This window comes from Massilia soli (assembly GCF_016809835.1).
Classification (GTDB): Bacteria; Pseudomonadota; Gammaproteobacteria; order Burkholderiales; family Burkholderiaceae_D; genus Telluria_A; species Telluria_A soli.
On record NZ_JAFBIL020000001.1, the window covers coordinates 619,665 to 641,144 of the forward strand.

The following is a 21,480-nucleotide window of genomic DNA, read 5'->3' on the forward strand; positions in this document are numbered from 1 at the left end:
CAGGTGCGGCATTATATTTCAGCTGGGTAGGAAATCGGGCGCGAGGATCTGCGGGATTGTCCAGGGACAGGTGTCAGGAAACTCTTCCAGACCCGTTTGCTCAGAGGCGAGGCGCACCGCATCGTTGAATGCGTCGGACAGCCATTCTTCATCGTCGAGCAATGGCCGCAGGCTGGGCATCTTGGCAAGCCTGCGCTCGATCGCTAAGCGTTGGTCACGCACTGTGCGTTGCCAGCTCTGGCTGCGGTGCGTTGGCTGGAACTGCCATTTCAGCGAATGGCAGATCAGGACGGCAAAACGGCTGGTGAGTTCACGATGTTCGCTTTTGGCCACGTCCTCGATCTCGTCAGCAATGTTGAGCCGGTCAATCTGCTCAAGGCTGCCGCTGCGAAGCAAGGCGGCCTGTTCGTAAGCCCACGCGACGAGATCGCCATCGTAGAGTTTGCTCATGGCAGGCTCCTGCTCGGTGATCATGGTTAGATCCGGGAGAGTGGAACTGGTTCGGTGGCCGACGCGATATGCTGGCGCAGGCAGTCGGGGCACCAGCAGGCCGCCGCGGCACCCGGTACCGGCACCACCGGCGGCAACTCGGTGCACCAGCATGGCGCGTCCAGGCCATCGGCCATCGCACAGCCGAACTCGGTACCGCAACGTGTGCATATGCTCATGTTAAATCCTCGATAACTGCCTCACAAACGCACCTTAGCCGAGCAGGACTTAAATTTCAACAAGATGGCCCTATAATGCCCACAAGACCTGCCCGGTTTGCCTGTAAAATCTCGCCAATTCTTTTTCGGACCCGCCATGACCGCTCCTTTGCCTAATCTGAATCTTGACCAGCACAATGACCTGACCTCGGTGTCCCCGCAGATCAAGGCACAGATCCTGGCTGAGGCCCTGCCGTACATCCGTAACTTCCACGGCAAAACCATCGTCATCAAATACGGCGGCAACGCCATGACCGACGAGCGCCTGAAGCACGGCTTCGCACGCGACGTGATCCTGCTCAAGCTGGTCGGCATGAACCCGGTGGTTGTCCATGGCGGCGGGCCGCAGATCGACAATGCACTGAAGAAGATCGGCAAACAAGGCACGTTCGTCCAGGGCATGCGCATCACCGACGAAGAAACCATGGAAGTGGTGGAGTGGGTGCTGGGCGGCGAGGTCCAGCAGGATATCGTGATGCTGATTAATCACTACGGCGGCCAGGCTGTGGGCCTGACCGGCAAGGACGGCGGCCTGATCCGTGCGCGCAAGATGAGCATGCCTGACCGCGAAAAGCCGGGCGAGTTCCTGGACATCGGTTTCGTCGGCGAGATCGACGCGATCAACCCGGCCGTGGTCAAGGCACTGCAGGACGACGCCTTCATTCCGATCATTTCGCCGATCGGCTTCGGCCAGGATGGCCAGGCCTACAACATCAACGCCGACGTCGTCGCAGGCAAGATCGCGGAAATCCTGAAAGCGGAAAAGCTGATCATGATGACCAACATCGCCGGCGTGCAAGATAAAAAAGGCAACCTCGTGACCGACCTGTCGGCGCGCGAGATCGACGAGATGTTTGCCGACGGTACGATTTCGGGCGGCATGCTGCCTAAAATCTCCTCGGCACTCGACGCCGCCAAGTCGGGCGTGAACACGGTGCACATCATCGATGGCCGCATCGAGCACTCTTTGTTGCTCGAAGTCTTGACCGAGCAGGCTTTCGGAACTATGATTCGGTCGCACTAAAGATTTGTGGCGGGGTTCCCCGCCACTCAGTCGCCCTTTTAGCTCAGTGGTAGAGCACTCCCTTGGTAAGGGAGAGGCCACGTGTTCAATCCACGTAAAGGGCACCACTCCCCTCTCAGTACACCCGCTCCACCGCCATGCCGCGTGCGCGCAGCAGCACCGGTACGCTTGTCTTTCCGACCAGATGCAGCACCCCGACCGCCGCGACACTGTTGTTTTTCTGCTTGAGCAGCTGCGCCAGCTTGTCCGCCATCGTGACGTTACGCTGATTGAGCACCACTTCGCGCATGAAGCGTCCGCCGCTGGTCTGGTCTTCCTCGATCCGCTTGGCGATCGCATCGAGTCCCGCCTGGTTCGCCGTTTCCCAGGCCACTACCGCTTCGCGCGCCTCGGAAGCCAGCCTGCCCTGTTCGGACAGCAGTAGCGCCTCTTCCAGGAAGCGCAGCTGCTCGGCCTCGGACACCGAGCTGAACAAGGCAAGCTGGGCGCCGATCGTTTCCAGCTCCGTCACCGGCACGCCGCGCTCGCGCGCCAGGTCGGCCAGATGCAGGTCGACGGCCAGGTTGGGACGATAGCCCTGCGCACCGAATTCACCCAGTGTCAGCAAGGTAGCGGCCAGCCACGGCTGCATATTGGCGACCATCGCAGGATCGAAGCCGACGCGGGCAAGCTCCTTGCGCAGCCGCGCCCCTAGTTCCGGGGTCATGCGCTGGTACAGCGTGCCGCCAGGACCGAGCATGCCATGCTCCTTCAAGGCTTGCGACATCGCGGCAGGATCGCGCGCGAGGTCGATCTCCAGCGCCAGCGTGGAGGCGCCGGCGACCGCCTTGGCGATGCGCGGCTCGAGCGGATAAAACGCCGGCGTGCCGACGTGGATGGTGCCAAACAGGTACATCGTGTGGCCGTTGGCGCTCACCTTGAACAGCGCGCCGCGGTCCGCTCCCCATGCCGAAGGCAGGGCAAAGCAAAACAGGCTAAGCAAAATCACTATAATCTGGCGTCGCATTCGTTTTCCTCGTCGTCTTTGCAAAGGTGCCTGTGCCGCATACTAACCCGTCCTCCCCGCTCTGGCTGTTCGATCTGGACAATACCTTGCATGACGCATCGCATTCGATCTTCCCGGCCATTACCGCCAACATGAACGTGTTCATCGCGCGGGTGCTGGGCGACGGCGTTACGCCGGCCACACCCGAAGCCGTCAACGCCGCGCGCCTGCTGTACTGGAAGCGCTACGGCGCCACCTTGCTCGGCATGATCCGGCACCACCAGGTCAGCGCGGCCCACTTCCTTGAAGAGACCCACGCCCTCGGCGACCTGCAGCAGATGATCCGCAGCGAACGTGGGCTCAAGCGCCTGCTGCGCCACCTGCCCGGCCGCAAGATCCTGTTCACCAATGCGCCGACCCGCTATTCCACCGACGTGGTGCGCCACCTCGGCCTGCGGCGCCACTTCAGCCACCATGTCGCGATCGAGGACATGCTCGTGCACGGCCAGCTGCGGCCCAAGCCGTCCAAGCTGATGATGCGCCGCGTGCTGCGCAAATACGGCGTCTCGGCGCGCCGCGCGATCCTGGTAGAAGACACGCTGGACAACCTGCGCAGCGCCAAGCAGCTGGGCGTGCGCACCGTGTGGATCACCCAGTACCTGCGCATGAGCGACCCGATTGGCGCCGCGGCCCTGCCCAAAATGCTAAAACGCCCCGCTTACGTCGATGTCAAAGTAAAATCGCTACGTCAGCTGGCCGCCCGCTTGCATCGGCTGCGCTGAGCCAATCAACCCAACCCGCAGAGACGACATGGCAAGCACCAAGCCGGGACAGCGCAAGCTGCAAATCCTCCAGGCACTCGCAGCGATGCTGGAGCAGCCCAAAGGCGAGAAGATCACCACCGCGGCCCTGGCCGCGCGGCTAGGCGTGTCGGAAGCGGCGCTGTATCGCCATTTCGCCAGCAAGGCGCAGATGTTCGAAGGCCTGATCGAATTTATCGAGTCGAGCGTATTCGGCCTGATTAACCAGATCTCGGAGCGCGAAGCCAATGGCGTCGAACAGGCGCATGCGATCCTGCAGATGCTGCTGGCCTTCGCCGCCAACAACCCGGGCATGACGCGGGTGCTGATTGGCGACGCGCTGGTCAACGAAGACGAACGCCTTCAGCTGCGCATGAACCAGTTCTACGACAAGGTGGAACTGGCCTGCAAACAGTCGTTGCGCATCGCGGTCACCCAAGGCCACGGCAACGAAGCCGATGTCGCGGCCCGCGCCAGCCTGCTGGTCAGCTACACGGTCGGGCGCTGGCACCGCTTCGCCAAGAGCGGCTTCCGCCAGAATCCTACCGAAGGCACGTCGCTCCAGCTGGCCCTGATGCTCGCCGCATGATCGTTCGCGCTGCACCATGAAACTCGCCGATTGCTTTGCCCTGCTTGACGATGCCAGCCCCGATGCTGGCCAGGCGCGTTCGCGGCTGTACAGCGACTGCCAAGCGGTGCTGCGCTGCGACGGCATCGGCGGCTGGCCGCAGCTGCTGGCGGACCTGCAAGGCGCCCTTGCGCGCGGCCTGTACGCGGTGCCGCTGCTGGCGTACGAACTGGGAGGAGCGCTGCAGCGCATTCCGGTCAAGGCAGGCGACACGCCGCTGGCGCAAGTGCTGCTGTTTGCCCAATGCGCGCGCCTGACGCCAGCCGAAGTGGCGGCATGGCTCGCTACACAGGCCGATGCCCGGCCGGCCGGCATATCGGCCGTGCGCGCCAACGTCGGCCAGGACGAATTCACCCGGGCGCTGAACCGCATCCACGACTACATCGCCGCTGGCGACACTTATCAGGTCAACTACACCTACCGCCTGCGCTTCGACGCATTCGGGTCGCTGCACGCCCTGTACGCACGCCTGCGCGCGCGCCAGCCGGTGCCTTACGGCGCGCTGGTGGCACTGCCAGGCGGCGACGCGGTGCTGTCGCTGTCGCCCGAGCTGTTTGTGCGCCACGCCGGCGGCGAGCTGGTGACGCGGCCGATGAAAGGCACCGCGCCCGCCTCGGGCATCGACGCCGAGGATGCGCGGCGCGCCGCGGCACTGGCGCAGGACACCAAGAACCGCGCCGAAAACCTGATGATCGTCGACCTGCTGCGCAATGACCTGGGCCGCATCGCCGCCACCGGCAGCGTCGAGGTACCGGCGCTGTTCGACGTCCAGCGCTACACCAGCGTGCTGCAGATGACGTCCACGGTGCGCGCAAAGCTGCGGCACGGCGTGTCGCTGGCCGACGTTTTCCAGGCGCTGTACCCGTGCGGGTCGATTACCGGCGCGCCCAAGCGGCGCACGATGGAAATCATCGACGAACTGGAACCTGCGCCGCGCGGCATCTACACGGGCGCGATCGGCTGGTTCGATCCGCCGGCGAACGGACAGGAAATCGGCGACTTCTGCATGTCGGTACCGATTCGCACCTTGATGCTCAAGCCTGAGCGCGACGGTGTCCGCCAGGGAGAGATGGGGGTTGGCGCCGGCATCGTGTTCGACAGCGATCCGGTGGACGAATTTGCCGAGTGCCGGCTCAAGGCGCGCTTCCTCACCGGCCTGGGGAACGATTTCGAGCTGTTCGAGACGATGCGCGCGACGCACGACGGCATTGCGCAGCGCGACATGCACCTGGCGCGGATCGGCAAGTCGGCGGCCTATTTTGGTTTCGCGTTCGACCGCGATGCCGCCCTGGCGGCGCTGAACGAAGCGTGCGGCGAACTGGGCGATGGTGCGTTCCGCATGCGCCTGGCGCTTCAACAGGACGGCGCGATGTCGGTCGGGACGGCGCCGCTGGCGCCGCTGCAGGAGCCGGTGAAGGTGCTGCTGGCACCCGATGCGACGCATTCGGACGACCTGTTCCTGCGTCATAAAACGAGCGTGCGCGGGCGCTACGATGCGGCGTGGCGCGACGCCGAGGCACAGGGCGGGTTCGATACGCTGTTCTTCAACGAACGCGGCGAGCTGACCGAAGGCGGGCGTTCAAACGTATTTGTGAGGCTGGACGGGCGCTGGTACACGCCGCCGCTGCCGGCGGGCGTGCTGCCCGGCGTGATGCGCGCGGCGATGCTGGCCGATCCGGCATGGGCGGCCAGCGAGCGTGCGATCACCCGCGCCGTGCTCGACAGCGCTGAAGAGATCGTGGTGTGCAATGCCCTCCGGGGTCCGCTGCGCGCGGTAAAAATTTCGTAGGGCGGATCAGCTTGGCTGCCGCCCTACAAATTACGAGCCGAGAGCCTGTTCGATCTTGCTGACGATCTGCTTATCCTCAGGCTTGACCTTGCTCGGATAATGCTCGATCACCTTGCCGTTACGGTCGATCAGGTACTTGGTGAAATTCCACTTCGGCTCCTGTCCGGTAATCTTGATCAGCTCCGCGTGCAGCGGATTGGCTTCCGCACCCTTGACCGAGCTCTTGGCGAACATCGGGAACTTGACGCCGTAGGTATTGAAGCAGAAGTCAGCGATCTCTTTCGAATTACCCGGTTCCTGCTTGCCGAAGTCATTCGACGGGAAGCCAAGCACCACCAGGCCCTTCGGACCATATTTGGCGTACAGCTTCTCCAGCCCCTCGTACTGCGTCGTGAACCCGCAATAGCTGGCGGTATTGACGACCAATACCACCTTGCCGGCGTACTGGCAGAGGTCTTGCGGCGCTTCGTCCTGCAGGCGCTTGAAGGTGTGGCGCAGCGTGGCCGGGCAACTGGTGCGGGCGGTCGCGGCGGGCGCCGCGCTGGCCGTTTGTGCGAACGCTGGCGCGCTGGTCAGCGCGGCGGCGGACAACGCGGCCATGGCGAATACGGTAGGGTTGAACATTTGGCGTCGTCCTGCGGTCTGAGTGAGTGGAATGACTATTATGCCACTGCCGCCGCCAGTACGAGGTCCGCGGCAAACGCATGCCGGGACAACTCATGCGCGTCGCCCGCTCATTGTCGATGCTGGCCGCCTGGCTATTGGTGGCGCTGGCCGTGCGCACAGAGGCTACCAGCGCGCCGCGCCTGCCCGCCCTGCAGGCCGACCTGGCGCAGACCACGGTGTCCGGGCTGTCTTCCGGCGCCTATATGGCGGGGCAGTTCGCCGTCATCCACTCCAGCCTGGTCACCGGCGCGGGCCTGATCGCGGGCGGACCGTATTATTGCGCGGGCCATCCCGGGCGCCCCCCTTTCATCCCTTACCTCGCCAACGCCCTGAGCGTGTGCATGAACCCGCAAGAGGCCGGTACAGATCCTCCCGATGCCGTGCTGCTGTGGCAGCAGGCGCAGGCGTTCGCGCGCGCGGGCCTGATCGATCATGTGGGGCACCTGCGCCGCCAGTCGGTCTACCTGTTCAGCGGAGGCGCGGATCGGACAGTGACCACCGTCGTGGTCGACCAGGCGCGCAACTTCCATGCGCTCGCGGGCGCCAGCCGGATCCGCTATCGCGACAATCTCGACGCGGGGCATGGCATGGTGACGGCGGACGCGCGCGACCATCCCTGCCCGCTGACCGCCGCGCCCTACTTCAACAATTGCGGGCTGCCGCTGGCACGCGAACTGCTGGCGCACCTGTATCCCGGCCTGGGGCCACCCTCGGCCAGGCTGAGCGCGACGGTGCTGCGATTCGACCAGCGCCCCTACGCCGGCTTCAGCGCCGGACTGGCTGACACGGGATACGTCTATGTCCCCGCCATTTGCCGTACCCAGCCATGCCACGTGCACGTGGCGTTTCATGGCTGCAGGCAGGGTGCGGAGTTAGTGGGCAATCACTTCTATGGCCGGGCGGGGTACAACGAGGTGGCCGATGCGAACCGCTTGATCGTGCTGTATCCGCAGGTGCGCACCAGCCGGTTCTATCCGTACAACCCGCGCGGGTGCTGGGATTACTGGGGATACTCGTCGGCGAATCCGTTCCTGCCGGATTTCCACACGCGCGACGGGGCGCAAGCGAAGGCGGTGCTGGCGATGGTCCAGCGCCTGGGGCAATTGCGATCAATGGACAATGGCGGATAAGGCGGCGCACCGGCCGCCGGCCATCATTCGATCTTTAGCCTGGAGAGCTTGCAATCGGGCTCCGGGTACGCCAGCTTCAGCTGCTCGATGATCTCCAGCAGCAGCGTCGCGACCATCAGGTTGCGGTGCGTCTTGGAGTCGGCAGGGATGATGTACCAGGGCGCCACGCCGGCATCGGTCGCCTCGAACGCCTGCTGGTAAGCGCGCTGGTAGTCATCCCAGTGCTTGCGCTTGTCGAGGTCCGCCTGATCGAATTTCCACTGTTTTTCCGGGTCGTCGATGCGCGCTTGCAAGCGCTTGCGCTGCTCGCCGCGCGATAGGTGCAGGAAAATTTTGACGACCAGCGTTCCGGTCTCGGCCAGCATGCGCTCGAAGTCGCGGATATGCCGGTAGCGCCGCTGCACTTCATCGCCATCGATGGCGCCTTCCACCAGCGGTACCAGCACATCCTCGTAATGGCTGCGGTTAAAGAGCGCGATCTCTCCGAGCGCGGGCACGTGACGATGTACGCGCCACAGATAGTCATGCGCGCGCTCGTCGTCGTTGGGGGCGCGGAAGGCGACGGCGCGCAGGCCGAGCGGATTGATCTGGCTGAACAGCGCCTTGATGGTGCCGTCCTTGCCCGACGTGTCGAGACCCTGCAGCACCAGCAGCACCTTGTGCTTGCGCTGCGCGTACAGCATCTCCTGGTGCACGGCGATCTGTTCGATCAGCTGCGCGGTCAGCTCGCGCTCGCGCTGTTTGACGTCGTCCTTGCCGGCGCCGCCACTGGCGGCGTCGTCGCGCAATGGCTTGGCGCAGGCGTCATCTTCGAGCAGCGCGACGCCCTTGCGAAACCGGAAGTGCTCGCGCGCCTTCATGATCTACCCCTGCAGCCTGGCATGCTCAATTTTAAGGCAGCGGTCCATCACCACGTCGAGCCCCGCGGCAGTGGCCATGTCGGCCGCGGCCTGGTTGTCGATGCCGAGCTGCATCCACAGCACACTGGCCCCGATTGCGACCGCCTCATGCGCGACTGGCGCAATATCGGCGGACTTGCGGAAGCAGTCGACGAGATCGATCTTCTGTCCGTCCGCGCCCAGCGCGTTGGCCGCTTCCTGCAACGACGCGTAGACCGTCTCGCCGAGGATCTCGGTGCCGGCGTAAGTCGGGTTGACCGGCACCACACGGTAGCCATGCGACTGGAGATAGCGCGCCACGATGAAGCTGTCGCGCTCGCTCTTGGTCGACATGCCGACCACGGCGATGGTCTTGCTTTCCTGAAGAATTTCTTTTATCGAACGCATGCTGGGCATCCCTGGGTTGTCATTTGTCAAATCGTAACAGACAGGCATCCCGACGCGGCGCGGCCTTGAAAAACGATTGCCGGGGCGAACCCAACTGTGGAAAGATGACGGCCTGACTGACTGGAGAACCCCATGACTATACGCACCACCGTCGCGCTCACCCTGGCCGCCCTGAGCCTGGCTGGCTGTACTTCGTTCGGCGAGGCGCCGCTGGCCAAGGTCGAACAGCGTATCGTCACAGTGCAGGCCTGGGGCGGCACGCCGGCCGATCCGGCCAAGGTGCGCACGCATACGATCGACCACATCACCCTGCATCACCAGGGCGAGCCGTTCAAGCCCGGGACCGATCCGCGCGCCTACCTGCGCAAGCTGCAGACCTGGTCGCGCAATACCAGGAACTGGGCGGACATTCCCTACCACTACATCATCGACCTGGACGGCAACATCTACGGCGGGCGCGACATCGCCTTTGCGGGCGATACCAACACCAGCTACGACCCGAAGGGCCACGCGCTGATCGAAGTCGTCGGCAACTTTGAGGAAGTACAGCCCAACACCAAACAGCTCGACGCGGTGGTCGACCTGATGGCCTTGCTGGCGGCGAAGCACAATGTGCCCGTGGACCGCATCCACGGCCACAAGGACTATGCCCACACCGCCTGCCCAGGCGCCAACCTGTACCGCTACCTGGAAAACGGCTACTTCCACAAGCGCGTGGCCGAACGCCTGGCGCACGCGCGGTAAGCCAGCTTTACAGGCGCTTGCCCGGCATTTTCTGGCCGCCCTGGTGCAGCACCATTTGCACCACGCCGTCGGCGTTTTTCTCGAAGTGGAATTCGGCGTCGACCATGTTCGAGAAGAACACCGTGTCCGACAGCGGCAGGATCTCGACAGCTGGCTGGCCGGTTCCCTGGGCAAGCATTTTCTCGCCGTCGCGCTTCACTTCAAGGGCGAATCCGGGCGCCAGCTCGTAGCGGCCCAGATAGGCGTCGAAGGTTGCCGGCGCGATCTTGACCGCGGTGCGCTCAAGCGGCTTGGCGGCAGTGCGCGCGTGACTGACCGGATCGCCGCCATCGTTGGTCATGTTCAGGTGGCTTACTTCGCCCTTCGCGTTGCGGACAAACTCGAGGGTGGCAAGGGAATCGGCGAGGTAAAACCCATTCTGCTTGTAGGCCGTCAGCGGAATGCGCTCACGGCCGGTGCGCTGCATGGTGAGCTTGCCGTCCTCAAGGCGGATCGTGCGCGTGTTGTCCTTGTCGATGGTGTACACGCCGACGTATTGTTGCAGCGTCGCCGGCGCGACCGTGACGGGCTTGTGGTCCGGGAATGGCTTGCCCATGGCAAGGGCGGCGATCTTGGTCGCGACCATCTCCGGATGGGTCCGCCCTGAGTCGGTGTTCGACAGCACCGCCACATAGACCTTGTGCGCCGGCACGCTCAGCGCGTAGGTCGAGAACCCGTTGATGCCGCCGCCGTGGGCGATCTTGGCGCCTCCTTGCAGTTTGCCCAATTCCCATCCGTAGCCATAACCGGTCGATTCGCCGCTGGCCAGTCTGTAAGGCGTGAACGCCTTCTTCCAGCTGGCCGCCTTGAGCAGTTTGCCCGCGCCGATCGCCTTGTCCCAGCGCGCCAGGTCATCGACCGTCGATACCAGCGAGCCTGCCGCGTACGGCTGCGTCATGCTGAGCGGACGGGCCGCGCCGAAGCCGGAGTCGCCCTTGCTGTGGCCGGCGGCGCGCACGCCCTTGACCCGTTCATTGCCCTCGAACGCGGTGTGGTCCATGCCCAGCGGCGTAAAAATGCGCTGGGCGAGAAAGTCCGCGTACGACTTGCCCGACACCTTTTCGATGATGGCACCGAGCAGGAAATAACCCGAGTTGTTGTAGTCGAAGCGCTCGCCCGGGGAAAACAGCATCGGGTCGTTCTTGAAGCTGTCGATCATCTGGCTGACGGTCAGAACCTTGTCCATCGTGTCGGCGTAGGCCGGCTTGCCGGTATAGCTCTGGATGCCCGAGGTGTGGGTCAGCAAATGCTCGATGGTGATTTTCTTGCCCTGTGTCGGGTAGTCGGGCAGGAAGCGGGTGATCTCGTCGGTCAGGGCCAGCTTGCCGTCCTCGGCCAGCATCAGGATGGCGACGGCGGTGAATTGCTTGGTAATCGAGCCCAGGCGCAGCGTCATCGCCGCGTCCATCGGCTGCTTGCTGGCGACATCGGCCAGGCCGTATGCCTTGCGGAAAACGGTGGCCCCGCCGCGCGTGACGATGATGGTGGCGCCCGGCTCATCGGCCTTGTAATAGCCGCGCACGCTGGCGTCGATGCGCCCGGCAAGGGCGTCGCTGGCGGGCGCCGCCGCAGGCGCCGCATGGACGGCGCTAAACGAGGCAGGCAATAACAGTAGTGCGGCAAGGCTGACGGCGGTAAGTCTCGGCATGATGCAATCCTTTGGAGAATTGGAAGCCGCGCTCGGCCTCGCAAGACAATCATCCTAAAAGATTGTGATTCTGAAAAAACAATGTTTCCGACAAAACGCCCTTTTTTGACCCTGAAATGCAGCCGGCTTGCGCGAGCCCCATGGCGGTCAGGACATTGAGGCAGAGCAAATGCCAGCTGATCAGCAGGAACGCCGCCGCCGCGTGCAACTCCAATGATCAGTACGCGAGAAGTATGGGATGTGCAGGCAGAGTAGAGCGCGTACCGCCGATACCAGCTGGGGCGAACAGCGTGTGGCTCGTGGAGCTAGTGTAGGCACGGTACTCAGGGGCACGGTTGACCTGGGTGGATAACTCTTCGAGGTAGGAGGAAATTTTGTGTGTCAGCTTTACGCGAAACCTGTTTTGTTGAATTCCATAACGTTGCATTTAGGAGCCTCACATGGACCAGTCATTGATTAATGTCATCGAAGCGTCGACTCGTGCAATTTTGATTATCGACGATCATCCCATCGGTGGGCTCATCGTGAGCATAATCCTGCTAGCCGTACTGAGCATGATGCGCGGACGGTCAAAAACGTCCTGAGCAGTAGCCACCGCGCCTTCGCCAGCAGTCCTGGCGGAGGCAGATGCAAAGCGATCAACGTGAAACTCGATGAAATTGCATCCGTCCGAACTTTGATGACGTTCCGGGACCGCTCTCCGCTTGACGGCGGAGACGGTAACGCCTGCGTGCTCGCCATTCGCGACATCGTCTCGCGCTGGCCGGCCGATTATCCATCGTTGCCAAAGGTCGATGCCAATGACGACCAGCTGGCCGACCAGCTGCGCGAGGGCGACATCCTGCTGCCCGGACGTGGCTCATCCTACCCGGCACGCCTGTTCAGGGGTGCGCCGCTGCCGGTGTTCACGTCGGGACAGATCTTCGCGATTCGGCCGCACCAGGGCGTACAGTCAAGCTATCTGTGCTGGTACCTGAACCGCCCCGATATCCAGGCCGGTATCACCCAGCTACTGGCCGGCTCGGCGATCCAGGCCCTCAACAAGTCCAGCTTGCTGCGTATCGAGGTCGCCTTGCCGCCGCTTGAACGCCAGCAGTACATTGCCGAGCTGCAGGCGCTGGCGGAGCAGCGCTCGCGCCTGCGGCAAGAGCTTGAACAACTTGACCACGCCGAGATCGAGCATGCGTGCGAGGCGCTACTCGCACCACGAGGCTTGCATGGCTAAACCACCAAAAAAGGATGCGCGAGCGGGTATCAACGACATCTTCAGCCTGCTCCGCCAAGCATTCCAGCCCGCCCCTTCCGTCCATTTCCTGATCGCCCTCGTCATCCTTCGCTGGTTCGCCGACGCCAAGCGCGAATCGCGCCCCCTGCCCTGTTCGCTCGAACTGCCCGGCTGCCTTGAGTATCACACCCCGCTGACCCTCGACGACAACCAGCTCGGCCATTGGTTCGTGGCGATGTTCGAGCAGCTTGAGGAGTTGAACAAAGCCGAACTGGGCGGCCTGTTCACCGGCCTGAACTTCGCGTCGCCTCGTTTCCTGGGCAACGACGACAGTCGCGGCTTGCTGACCCGCATAGTCGAAAACCTGTGGTTCCGCGATCGCGACCAGTGCAGTTTTGAACTGATGAGGGAAGCGCTCCTCACCTCGCGGCACTGCCTTGCTACGTGTTTCACCGCGCCCGAGCTGAATACGCCGGCGTCGCTGTGCGAACTGACGGCCCGCGTCATGCAGCCGCAGCGCGATGACACCGTGTACGACCCGTCCTGCGGCACCGGACAGATGCTGATTCATATGCAGGGCACGCTCGCCTGCCGGCCGAAGCAAGTCCGGGTGTATGGTTCCGAGCGCAAACCGGCAGCATGGATCATCGCCAAGGTGAGCGCTTTGTACTACGGATTTTCGTCGCAACATATCCGCATGGCCGACGCGCTGAAGCCCGAAAACGTGCTGGAGTACGAAGGCGGCCAATGCAAGTTCGACGTTGTGATTGCACATCCGCCCTGGGGCATCAAGGAATGGCGGGCCGAGAATCCGCCGCCGGAACGCCACGAGCGCTTCCGGCGCGGCATGCCGCCGAAGAACAACGGCGACTACGCCTACCTGCTGCACATGGCCGCGTCCATGCATGACTTTACCGGACGCATGGCGGCGATCGTATCCAGCGGCGTGTTGTCGCGCGGAGGCCAGGAGGGGCGTATCCGCATGCGCCTGCTGAAAGACAACCTGGTCGACGCGGTGGTCGGCCTGCCGGAGAAGATGTTCCAAGGCACGGGTGTGGGCGGCGCCCTGCTCGTCATGCGCCGCAGCCGCAGTGCGCGCGACGTGCTGTTCATCGATGGGCGCGGCTTCGCGACGACTGTGGCTGGAAAGAATGTGTTCTCCCCGGAAGCGATCGAGTGGATCGCCCGCGCCTGCGCCGAGCGGATCAGCAAGCCGGGCGTATCGGCGCAGGCCAGTATCGAGGCGATCATCGGCAACGATTGCTCGCTCAGCGTCTCGTTGTACGTGCGTCCGGAGCAAGAGCACGCCAGCACCGATATCCATGCGATCCGGTATCGCCGCAAGCGCCTACGTTGCGAGCTGAGCAGCGTGAACGAGCGGATCGACGCGATGCTTGACGCGCTGATGGCGCGGCCGGCATAGATGCAGCAGTGCGTCGCCGGCGTGGCGGTTCTGCTAAGGTTTCTCAACCTAATTTCAGAACAGAGGAGCCAGCATGGAACGATTCCTGATTGTCTACCGCGGCGCAGCGGACGGCTCGTCCGATGCACCAGAGCATCATCCCGGCAAGTGGACAGCCTGGCTCGGTTCGCTCGGCTCATCGGTCGTCGACCGCGGCAGCCTGACGCACAGCAGTGTCGAGGTCCCCAGCCGTTTGCTCGGGCCGAAGCTGTCGAGCAGTTCCCTGTCCGGCTATTCGATCGTGGAAGCGGCCGATTTCAACGCCGCGGTCAAGCTGGCCGAAGCGTGCCCGATTTTTGACGAGAAGGGGTCGGTGGAGATTGCGCGGCTGACCGACTCGCTGCGCTGACGCGCGAACCGTCGTTCCCGCGAATGCGCGGCTGACCGACTCGCTGCACTGACACGCGAACCGTCGTTCCCGCGAATGCGCGGCTGACCGACTCGCTGCGCTGACGCGCGAACCGTCGTTCCCGCGAATGCGGGAACCTATCGGACGCATGATGGAGATTGCGACGTGGGGAGCACCCGTCGCCGCGGTATAGGTTCCCGCGTTCGCGGGAACGACGGTGGTGCATAAAAAAAGGCAGCCGAGGCTGCCTTTTCAATGTACTACTGGTATTGCTTAGCGCTTTTGACGCAGCTTGGCGATTGCAGCCAGCTGGGCGATCGCGGTGGCCAGTTCCGATTGCGCCTTGGCGTAGTCGATTTCCGACTCGCGGTTGACCATCAGTTCTTCTGCCTGCTTCTTCGCTTCCAGTGCTTTCGCTTCGTCCAGGTCGCCGCCGCGGATTGCGGTGTCGGCCAGGACCGTCACCGAATTCGGCTGCACTTCCAGGATGCCGCCGGCGACGAAGACGAACTCTTCTTCCGCCTGGCCAGGCACCTTGATCCGTACAGCACCCGGCCGAATGCGCGTGATCAGCGGGGTGTGCTTCGGGTAGATACCCAGCTCACCTGCTTCACCCGGCAACGCGACGAACTCGGCTTCGCCCGAAAAGATGCTCTCTTCGGCCGATACCACGTCAACGTGAAATGTGTTTGCCATGTGTGTCCTATCGGGTTAAGTCGCCGCGCTGTCGCCAGCGCGGCGCTTGTGCCAGTCTTAGCCGAGCTTCTTGGCTTTTTCGATTGCTTCGTCGATCGTGCCAACCATGTAGAACGCTTGTTCCGGCAGGTGGTCCAGCTCGCCCGATGCAATCATCTTGAAGCCCTTGATGGTGTCCTTCAGCGAAACATACTTGCCTGGGGAACCGGTGAAGACTTCAGCGACGTGGAACGGCTGCGACAGGAAACGCTGCATCTTACGTGCACGTGCCACCAGCAGCTTGTCTTCCGGCGCCAGTTCGTCCATGCCCAGAATCGCGATAATGTCACGCAGTTCCTTGTAGCGCTGCAGGGTGCCCTGGACAGCACGCGCGGTGTCGTAGTGCTCCTGGCCAACGACCAGCGGGTCCAGCTGGCGCGAGGTCGAGTCGAGTGGGTCGACCGCAGGGTAGATACCCAGCGAGGCGATGTCACGCGACAGAACGACGGTCGAGTCCAGGTGGGCGAAGGTGGTTGCTGGCGACGGGTCGGTCAAGTCATCGGCTGGAACGTAGACGGCCTGGATCGAGGTGATCGAACCGGTCTTGGTCGACGTAATACGTTCTTGCAGACGGCCCATTTCTTCGGCCAGGGTAGGCTGGTAACCCACTGCGGAAGGCATACGGCCCAGCAGTGCGGATACTTCGGTACCTGCCAGGGTGAAGCGGTAGATGTTGTCGACGAAGAACAGAACGTCCTTGCCTTCATCACGGAACGCTTCCGCCATGGTCAGGCCGGTCAGCGCGACGCGCAGACGGTTGCCTGGTGGTTCGTTCATCTGACCGTAGACCATCGCTACCTTGGAGTTCTCTGGGGTTTCCAGGTCAACTACCTTGGCATCGGCCATCTCGTGGTAGAAGTCGTTACCTTCACGGGTACGCTCACCCACGCCGGCAAACACGGACAGACCCGAGTGTGCTTTTGCGATGTTGTTGATCAGTTCCATCATGTTGACGGTCTTGCCCACACCTGCACCGCCGAACAGACCAACCTTACCGCCTTTTGCGAACGGGCAGACCAGGTCAATCACTTTAATGCCGGTTTCCAGCAGGTCTTGCGATGGCGACAGTTCGTCGTACGCAGGCGCCACGCGGTGGATCGATGCCATGCGCTCGTGCGATACCGGGCCGCATTCGTCGATCGGGTTGCCCAGCACGTCCATGATACGGCCCAGGGTAGCAACACCCACTGGAACCATGATCGGTGCGCCGGTGTTCTGGATCATCATGCCGCGACGCAGACCGTCGGAGGAGCCCAGCGCAATGGTACGGACGATGCCGTCACCCAGCTGCTGCTGTACTTCCAGGGTCAGTTCGGAGCCTGCCATTTTCAGTGCGTCGAAAACCTTCGGCATTGCGTTGCGCGGAAACTCAACGTCAACAACTGCACCGATACACTGAACGATTTTGCCATCAGCCATGTTCGTTCCTTCAATATTTAGATAAAACTGGGTTTAGACCGCTGCCGCACCGGCGACGATCTCGGAGAGTTCTTTGGTAATCGCAGCCTGGCGGGTCTTGTTGTAGATCAGCTTCAGTTCGCCAATGACGTTGCCGGCGTTGTCGCTTGCCGACTTCATCGCCACCATACGCGCCGATTGCTCGGACGCCAGGTTTTCTGCAACTGCCTGGTAAACCAGCGCTTCAACGTAACGCACCAGCAGTTCATCAATCACGGTCTGCGCTTCCGGCTCGTAGATATAGTCCCAGGAGAGACTATCCTTGTCAGCCGACAGCTGCGCGGACGACAGCGGGAGCAGTTGCTCGACCATCGCCTCTTGCTTCATCGTGTTGATGAACTTGGTGTAGCACACGTACACCGCGTCGAGCTCACCTGCCTCGTAGCGGTCGAGCATGACTTTGACAGGCCCGATCAGCTTGTCGAGGTGCGCCTGGTCGCCGATCTGGATCGCGTGCGACACGACCTTGACACCCACCCGGTTCATGAACCCCAAACCCTTGTTGCCAATCGCAACAACTTCAATCTTGTTGCCAGCTGTTTCCAGCTCGCGCATTTTTTGCGTCACCAGGCGCAGCACGTTGGTATTCATACCGCCGCACAGACCCTTGTCGGTCGTGACCACGATGAAACCAATCGTCTTTGCCGACACGCCCTTGGCTTGCGCCATGAATGCGTGCGTGTACTCTGGATTAGCAGTAGCAAGGTTGGAGGTGATGTTACGAATCTTGTCACTGTAGGGACGAGCCGCACGCATCCGTTCCTGCGCCTTGCGCATTTTGGATGCGGCGACCATTTCCATCGCCTTGGTGATCTTCTTCGTATTTTCTACGCTCTTGATCTTGCCACGTATCTCTTTGCCTACTGCCATGAGTCCTTACTCCTTATGCATTTGGCGCCGCGGTCAACTGCGACGCCGAACCGCCATTAAAATGCGCCGGATTTTTTGAAGTCAGCAATTGCGGCAGCCATGGCGGCTTCGCCATCTTTGTCCAGTTGCTTGGTCTCTTCAATTTTGCTCAGGAGCGCAGCTTGCTTGGTCTTCATGTAACCATGCAGGCCTGCTTCAAATGGCAGCACTTTCTTGACTTCGATGTCGTCGAAATAGCCCTTGTTCACTGCGAACAGCGACACGGCCATCAGCGAAACCGGCAGCGGCGAGTACTGAGCCTGCTTGAGCAGTTCGGTCACGCGGGCACCGCGGTCGAGCTGCTTGCGGGTCGACTCGTCCAGGTCGGAAGCGAACTGCGCGAACGCAGCCAGTTCACGGTACTGCGCCAGGTCGGTACGGATACCGCCGGACAGGTTTTTGATGACCTTGGTCTGGGCGGCGCCACCGACGCGCGATACCGAGATACCTGCGTTAATCGCAGGACGGATACCGGCGTTGAACAGCGAGGTTTCCAGGAAGATCTGGCCGTCGGTAATCGAAATCACGTTGGTAGGAACGAACGCCGAAACGTCGCCTGCCTGGGTTTCAATAATTGGCAGTGCGGTCAGCGAACCGGTCTTGCCGGTGACGGCGCCGTTGGTGAACTTCGACACGTAGTCGGCGTTCACGCGTGCTGCGCGCTCGAGCAGGCGGCTGTGCAGGTAGAACACGTCGCCAGGGTAAGCTTCGCGGCCTGGTGGACGGCGCAGCAGCAGCGAGATCTGGCGGTAAGCAACTGCTTGCTTCGACAGGTCATCGTAGACGATCAGTGCGTCTTCGCCGCGGTCGCGGAAGTATTCGCCCATTGCGCAGCCCGAGTAGGCCGAGATGTATTGCATCGCTGCCGATTCCGACGCCGATGCTGCGACAACAATGGTGTACTCCATCGCGCCGTGCTGTTCCAGGGAACGCACGATGTTCTTGATGGTCGATGCTTTCTGGCCGATCGCAACGTACACGCAGGTCATGTTCTGACCCTTCTGGTTGATGATCGCGTCAACTGCCACAGCCGATTTACCGGTCTGGCGGTCGCCAATGATCAGCTCGCGCTGGCCACGGCCGATTGGTACCATCGCGTCGATCGACTTCAGGCCGGTCTGCATTGGCTGCGATACCGACTCACGGGCGATCACGCCTGGTGCGATCTTTTCGATTGGTGCGGTCAGGGTGGTGTTGATTGGACCCTTGCCGTCGATCGGCTGGCCCAGTGCGTTGACCACGCGGCCACGCAGCTCAGGACCGATCGGCACTTCCAGGATGCGGCCGGTGGTCTTGACCACGTCGCCTTCCGAGATGTGCTCGTAAGCACCCAGAATCACCGAGCCGACGGAGTCGCGCTCGAGGTTCATTGCCAGGCCAAAGGTGTTGCCTGGGAATTCCAGCATCTCGCCCTGCATCACGTCCGACAGACCATGGATGCGGCAGATACCGTCAGCGACGGAGATTACCGTGCCTTGGTTGCGAACTTCAGCGGAACCTTCGAGGCCCTGGATGCGGCTCTTGATCAGTTCGCTGATTTCAGATGAATTAAGTTGCATAATGCTAACTCCTAATAGTTTCTTGATGCGTAGGGCAAGGGCGTTGCCGCGGGCGAGTGCGAATGTCGGTCAGGCAGCCAGCGCAACGTGCATCTGTTGCAGCTTGGCGCGCACCGAGGTGTCGAGCACTTCATCGCCTACAACCACGCGCACACCACCGATCAGGGCGGAATCCACCTTGACCGTTGGGTTGAGCTTGCGGCCGAATTTCTTTTCCAACAGAGCGACCAGCTGGGCTACCTGGGCATCCGAGATCTCGAATGCGCTGGTGATCTCAGCGTCAGCGGCGCCGGCGTCGGCATTTTTCAGTACCTGGAACTGCTCGCCGATTTCCGGCAGCAGCGTGACGCGGCCATTTTCGACCAGCATCTGGACGAAATTGTTCGCTTCAGGCGTCATCGGCGATTTCACCAGCGAGGCCAGGGTAGCGGCCATGTCGGTGTCGGTGACGTTCGGGTTAGCCGCAAACGCCTGCACATCAGGGTTGGCGCCAACCTGTGCCAGTTCGGACACAAGTTCGGACCAGGCTGCCATGTTGCCTTGTTTGGCGACACGGAACAGCGCTTCGGCGTAAGGACGGGCGACGGTTGCGAGTTCAGCCATGATTACAGCTCGACAGACAGTTGCGACAGCAGGTCGGCGTGTGCCGCTGCATTCACTTCGCGCTTGAGGATCTGTTCGGCGCCACGGACCGCGAGGGTCGCGACCTGGCCGCGCAGTTCTTCGCGTGCACGTACTACCTGCTGCTCTGCTTCGGCTTTGGCGCTGGCGATGATGCGTGCAGCTTCTTCCGATGCGGTTTTCTTGGCGTCGTCGATGATCGCAGCAGCGCGCTTTTCAGCGTCGCCAATGCGCTTCTGGCCTTCGTCGCGTGCGGTAGCCAGTTCGGCTTGTGCGCGCTTCTCGGCTGCAGCCATTTCTGCCTTGCCACGGTCAGCGGCGGCGAGGCCACTCGCGATCTTCTCGGCGCGCTCGTCGAGCGCTTTCATCAGTGGAGGCCACACGAATTTCATCGTGAAACCGGCCAGGATGAAGAAGACCACGAACTGGGCAAACAAGGTTGCGTTTAAGTTCACGGTATTTTCCTTCTCACAAAAACGGATGCCGAACCGCGATGGTTCGGCTATTCAGTACAACGATGCGTGCTATTAGCCTGGGACAACCATTGGGGTGAATGGCGATGCGAATGCGAACAGCATTGCGATACCAACGCCGATCAGGAATGCCGCGTCGATCAGACCAGCCAGCAGGAACATCTTGGTCTGCAGGGTGTTCATCAGTTCAGGCTGGCGTGCCGACGCCTCGAGGTATTTACCGCCCATCAGTGCGATGCCGATGCAAGCGCCGATAGCGCCCAGGCCAATGATCAAACCGCAAGCCAGAGCAACAAAAGAGGTATCAGTCATGAAAGTACTCCAAAAGGTTAAATTAAAAACTTGATTAAAAAACTACAACTTCGTTACAACCACTATCTTTCGAATCTTTTACAGCGTCGATCAGTGGCCTTCGTGGGCCTGACCGATGTACACCAGCGTCAGCATCATGAAGATGAATGCCTGCAGGAACACGATCAGGATGTGGAAGATCGCCCAAATCGAACCTGCCACCACATGGCCCAGGAAGCCGAACGTAGTTGCCATGGAACCGAGCAGTGCAATCAACAGGAACAGCAATTCACCGGCGTACATGTTGCCGAAGAGTCGCATACCGAGCGACACCATTTTTGCCAAATATTCGATGATGTTCAGAAGCAGGTTGAACGGTGCCATCCAGATGCCGAACGGTGCTGCCACCAGCTCGTGCAGCCAGCCGCCAAAGCCCTTGATCTTGATGCCGTAGTAAATCATCAGGACGAACACGCCCAGCGAGATACCCAGCGTACCGTTGAGGTCGGCGGTAGGCACGACGCGGTGGTAAGCGATCACGCTATCCCAGCCCATCAGTGCGAAGAACGACGAGAACATGTCGACAGGCAGGAAGTCCAGCGAGTTCATCAGGGCTACCCAGACGAACACGGTCAGTGCCAGCGGCGCGATGAAGCTGCGGTCGCCGTGGACGATGGCCTTCGACTGGTTTTCAACCATTTCGACCAGCATTTCAACGGCGGCCTGGAAACGACCAGGAACGCCGGAGGTGGCGCGGCGCGCGGCCAGCCACATGATGAAGCAGCCCAGGGTACCTGCGAAAATCGACCAGAAAATGGTATCGATGTTGAAGACGGTAAAGTCGACAACGAAGTCCTGGTGTTTGTTCGAAAGGTGGCCAAGGTGGTGGCTGATGTATTCTGATGCAGTCGGTGCATGTCCTGCCGCTGCGCCTTCAACTGGTGTGCTCATG

Annotated in this window: 25 protein-coding genes and 1 tRNA gene; 11 read left to right on the forward strand and 15 right to left on the reverse strand. The window is 61.8% G+C overall.

The genetic code is table 11. The annotated features are described in order from the left end of the window. Window positions 1–18: 18 nt before the first annotated feature. Together I4X03_RS02845 and I4X03_RS02850 are read right to left on the reverse strand one after the other, a co-directional pair. Entirely contained in the window at window positions 19–450 is a 432-nt protein-coding gene (locus I4X03_RS02845) for a DUF29 domain-containing protein (protein ID WP_223465296.1), read from the reverse strand. Between the two features lie 26 nt (window positions 451–476). After that, on the reverse strand, window positions 477–668 hold the full coding sequence (locus I4X03_RS02850) for a cysteine-rich CWC family protein (RefSeq protein ID WP_223465298.1): 192 nt from the start codon (window positions 666–668) through the stop codon (window positions 477–479). Between the two features lie 136 nt (window positions 669–804). Here I4X03_RS02850 and argB point away from each other — a divergent pair, with 136 nt between their 5' ends. After that, on the forward strand, window positions 805–1,731 hold the full coding sequence (gene argB / locus I4X03_RS02855; RefSeq protein ID WP_223465307.1) for an acetylglutamate kinase: 927 nt from the start codon (window positions 805–807) through the stop codon (window positions 1,729–1,731). 32 nt (window positions 1,732–1,763) lie between these two features. Continuing rightward, window positions 1,764–1,838, forward strand: a tRNA-Thr gene (locus I4X03_RS02860). A gap of 8 nt (window positions 1,839–1,846) precedes the next feature. On the opposite strand, the gene I4X03_RS02865 is transcribed toward I4X03_RS02860, so the two are convergent. After that, window positions 1,847–2,737: a TraB/GumN family protein gene (locus I4X03_RS02865; RefSeq protein ID WP_223465309.1), complete on the reverse strand. Its 891-nt coding sequence runs from the start codon at window positions 2,735–2,737 to the stop codon at window positions 1,847–1,849. 26 nt (window positions 2,738–2,763) lie between these two features. On the opposite strand from I4X03_RS02865, the gene I4X03_RS02870 reads away from it, so the two are divergent. The 3 genes from I4X03_RS02870 to pabB are packed head-to-tail and all read left to right on the forward strand — an operon-like array spanning window position 2,764 to window position 5,933. Continuing rightward, on the forward strand, window positions 2,764–3,498 hold the full coding sequence (locus tag I4X03_RS02870) for a pyrimidine 5'-nucleotidase (RefSeq protein WP_370660476.1): 735 nt from the start codon (window positions 2,764–2,766) through the stop codon (window positions 3,496–3,498). A 28-nt stretch (window positions 3,499–3,526) separates the two neighbouring features. Then, on the forward strand, window positions 3,527–4,105 hold the full coding sequence (gene slmA / locus I4X03_RS02875; RefSeq protein ID WP_223465321.1) for a nucleoid occlusion factor SlmA: 579 nt from the start codon (window positions 3,527–3,529) through the stop codon (window positions 4,103–4,105). Between the two features lie 16 nt (window positions 4,106–4,121). Further along, on the forward strand, window positions 4,122–5,933 hold the full coding sequence (gene pabB, locus I4X03_RS02880; RefSeq protein ID WP_223465323.1) for an aminodeoxychorismate synthase component I: 1,812 nt from the start codon (window positions 4,122–4,124) through the stop codon (window positions 5,931–5,933). Window positions 5,934–5,963: 30 nt separating this feature from the next. On the opposite strand, the gene I4X03_RS02885 is transcribed toward pabB, so the two are convergent. After that, window positions 5,964–6,557, reverse strand: coding sequence for a glutathione peroxidase (locus I4X03_RS02885; protein WP_223465325.1), 594 nt, complete (start codon window positions 6,555–6,557; stop codon window positions 5,964–5,966). A gap of 80 nt (window positions 6,558–6,637) precedes the next feature. Between I4X03_RS02885 and I4X03_RS02890 the strand changes: the two genes are divergently transcribed. Continuing rightward, window positions 6,638–7,729 carry an extracellular catalytic domain type 2 short-chain-length polyhydroxyalkanoate depolymerase gene (locus tag I4X03_RS02890; RefSeq protein WP_223465328.1) on the forward strand — a complete coding sequence of 364 codons (1,092 nt, stop codon included), beginning with the start codon at window positions 6,638–6,640 and terminating at the stop codon, window positions 7,727–7,729. A 23-nt stretch (window positions 7,730–7,752) separates the two neighbouring features. Here the strand turns inward: I4X03_RS02890 and I4X03_RS02895 are convergent, their stop codons facing one another. Further along, entirely contained in the window at window positions 7,753–8,589 is an 837-nt protein-coding gene (locus tag I4X03_RS02895; protein WP_223465331.1) for a PPK2 family polyphosphate kinase, read from the reverse strand. A 3-nt stretch (window positions 8,590–8,592) separates the two neighbouring features. Next, a complete protein-coding gene (locus I4X03_RS02900; protein ID WP_223465333.1) occupies window positions 8,593–9,015 on the reverse strand; it encodes a CoA-binding protein in 423 nt (140 codons plus the stop codon). Between the two features lie 132 nt (window positions 9,016–9,147). Between I4X03_RS02900 and I4X03_RS02905 the strand changes: the two genes are divergently transcribed. Then, the gene (locus tag I4X03_RS02905; RefSeq protein WP_223465335.1) at window positions 9,148–9,759 is read left to right on the forward strand and encodes a peptidoglycan recognition protein family protein; all 612 of its coding nucleotides are present in this window, start codon (window positions 9,148–9,150) and stop codon (window positions 9,757–9,759) included. Between the two features lie 7 nt (window positions 9,760–9,766). Here the strand turns inward: I4X03_RS02905 and I4X03_RS02910 are convergent, their stop codons facing one another. Continuing rightward, window positions 9,767–11,446, reverse strand: a complete 1,680-nt coding sequence (locus tag I4X03_RS02910) for a serine hydrolase (protein WP_223465337.1) — start codon at window positions 11,444–11,446, stop codon at window positions 9,767–9,769. 440 nt (window positions 11,447–11,886) lie between these two features. On the opposite strand from I4X03_RS02910, the gene I4X03_RS02915 reads away from it, so the two are divergent. The 4 genes from I4X03_RS02915 to I4X03_RS02930 all read left to right on the forward strand — a co-directional run bounded on the left by I4X03_RS02915 (window position 11,887) and on the right by I4X03_RS02930 (window position 14,482). Beyond that, window positions 11,887–12,030 (forward strand): hypothetical protein, encoded by a 144-nt coding sequence (locus I4X03_RS02915; protein WP_223465339.1) that lies wholly within the window; start codon window positions 11,887–11,889, stop codon window positions 12,028–12,030. Between the two features lie 95 nt (window positions 12,031–12,125). Next, window positions 12,126–12,671, forward strand: coding sequence for a restriction endonuclease subunit S (locus I4X03_RS02920; protein ID WP_223465341.1), 546 nt, complete (start codon window positions 12,126–12,128; stop codon window positions 12,669–12,671). Next, window positions 12,664–14,094 carry an HsdM family class I SAM-dependent methyltransferase gene (locus I4X03_RS02925; protein ID WP_223465343.1) on the forward strand — a complete coding sequence of 477 codons (1,431 nt, stop codon included), beginning with the start codon at window positions 12,664–12,666 and terminating at the stop codon, window positions 14,092–14,094. Before I4X03_RS02920 ends, I4X03_RS02925 begins: the two co-directional genes overlap by 8 nt. A gap of 73 nt (window positions 14,095–14,167) precedes the next feature. Next, on the forward strand, window positions 14,168–14,482 hold the full coding sequence (locus tag I4X03_RS02930) for a YciI family protein (protein ID WP_223465345.1): 315 nt from the start codon (window positions 14,168–14,170) through the stop codon (window positions 14,480–14,482). A 273-nt stretch (window positions 14,483–14,755) separates the two neighbouring features. Here the strand turns inward: I4X03_RS02930 and I4X03_RS02935 are convergent, their stop codons facing one another. The 8 genes from I4X03_RS02935 to atpB form a co-directional block, all read right to left on the reverse strand. Next, complete coding sequence (locus I4X03_RS02935) at window positions 14,756–15,178, reverse strand: F0F1 ATP synthase subunit epsilon (protein WP_223465347.1); 423 nt, start codon at window positions 15,176–15,178, stop codon at window positions 14,756–14,758. Between the two features lie 57 nt (window positions 15,179–15,235). Beyond that, a complete protein-coding gene (gene atpD, locus I4X03_RS02940) occupies window positions 15,236–16,636 on the reverse strand; it encodes a F0F1 ATP synthase subunit beta (RefSeq protein ID WP_223465349.1) in 1,401 nt (466 codons plus the stop codon). A 33-nt stretch (window positions 16,637–16,669) separates the two neighbouring features. Next, window positions 16,670–17,545: a F0F1 ATP synthase subunit gamma gene (gene atpG / locus I4X03_RS02945; protein WP_223465351.1), complete on the reverse strand. Its 876-nt coding sequence runs from the start codon at window positions 17,543–17,545 to the stop codon at window positions 16,670–16,672. A 56-nt stretch (window positions 17,546–17,601) separates the two neighbouring features. Continuing rightward, window positions 17,602–19,143 (reverse strand): F0F1 ATP synthase subunit alpha, encoded by a 1,542-nt coding sequence (atpA, locus tag I4X03_RS02950; protein WP_223465353.1) that lies wholly within the window; start codon window positions 19,141–19,143, stop codon window positions 17,602–17,604. A gap of 69 nt (window positions 19,144–19,212) precedes the next feature. After that, the gene (locus I4X03_RS02955; protein ID WP_223465355.1) at window positions 19,213–19,746 is read right to left on the reverse strand and encodes a F0F1 ATP synthase subunit delta; all 534 of its coding nucleotides are present in this window, start codon (window positions 19,744–19,746) and stop codon (window positions 19,213–19,215) included. A 2-nt stretch (window positions 19,747–19,748) separates the two neighbouring features. Then, window positions 19,749–20,219 carry a F0F1 ATP synthase subunit B gene (locus I4X03_RS02960; RefSeq protein WP_223465357.1) on the reverse strand — a complete coding sequence of 157 codons (471 nt, stop codon included), beginning with the start codon at window positions 20,217–20,219 and terminating at the stop codon, window positions 19,749–19,751. A 72-nt stretch (window positions 20,220–20,291) separates the two neighbouring features. Further along, window positions 20,292–20,549, reverse strand: a complete 258-nt coding sequence (atpE, locus tag I4X03_RS02965; RefSeq protein WP_223465359.1) for a F0F1 ATP synthase subunit C — start codon at window positions 20,547–20,549, stop codon at window positions 20,292–20,294. A gap of 90 nt (window positions 20,550–20,639) precedes the next feature. Beyond that, window positions 20,640–21,479, reverse strand: coding sequence for a F0F1 ATP synthase subunit A (gene atpB / locus I4X03_RS02970; RefSeq protein ID WP_223465361.1), 840 nt, complete (start codon window positions 21,477–21,479; stop codon window positions 20,640–20,642). Window position 21,480 lies beyond the last annotated feature (1 nt).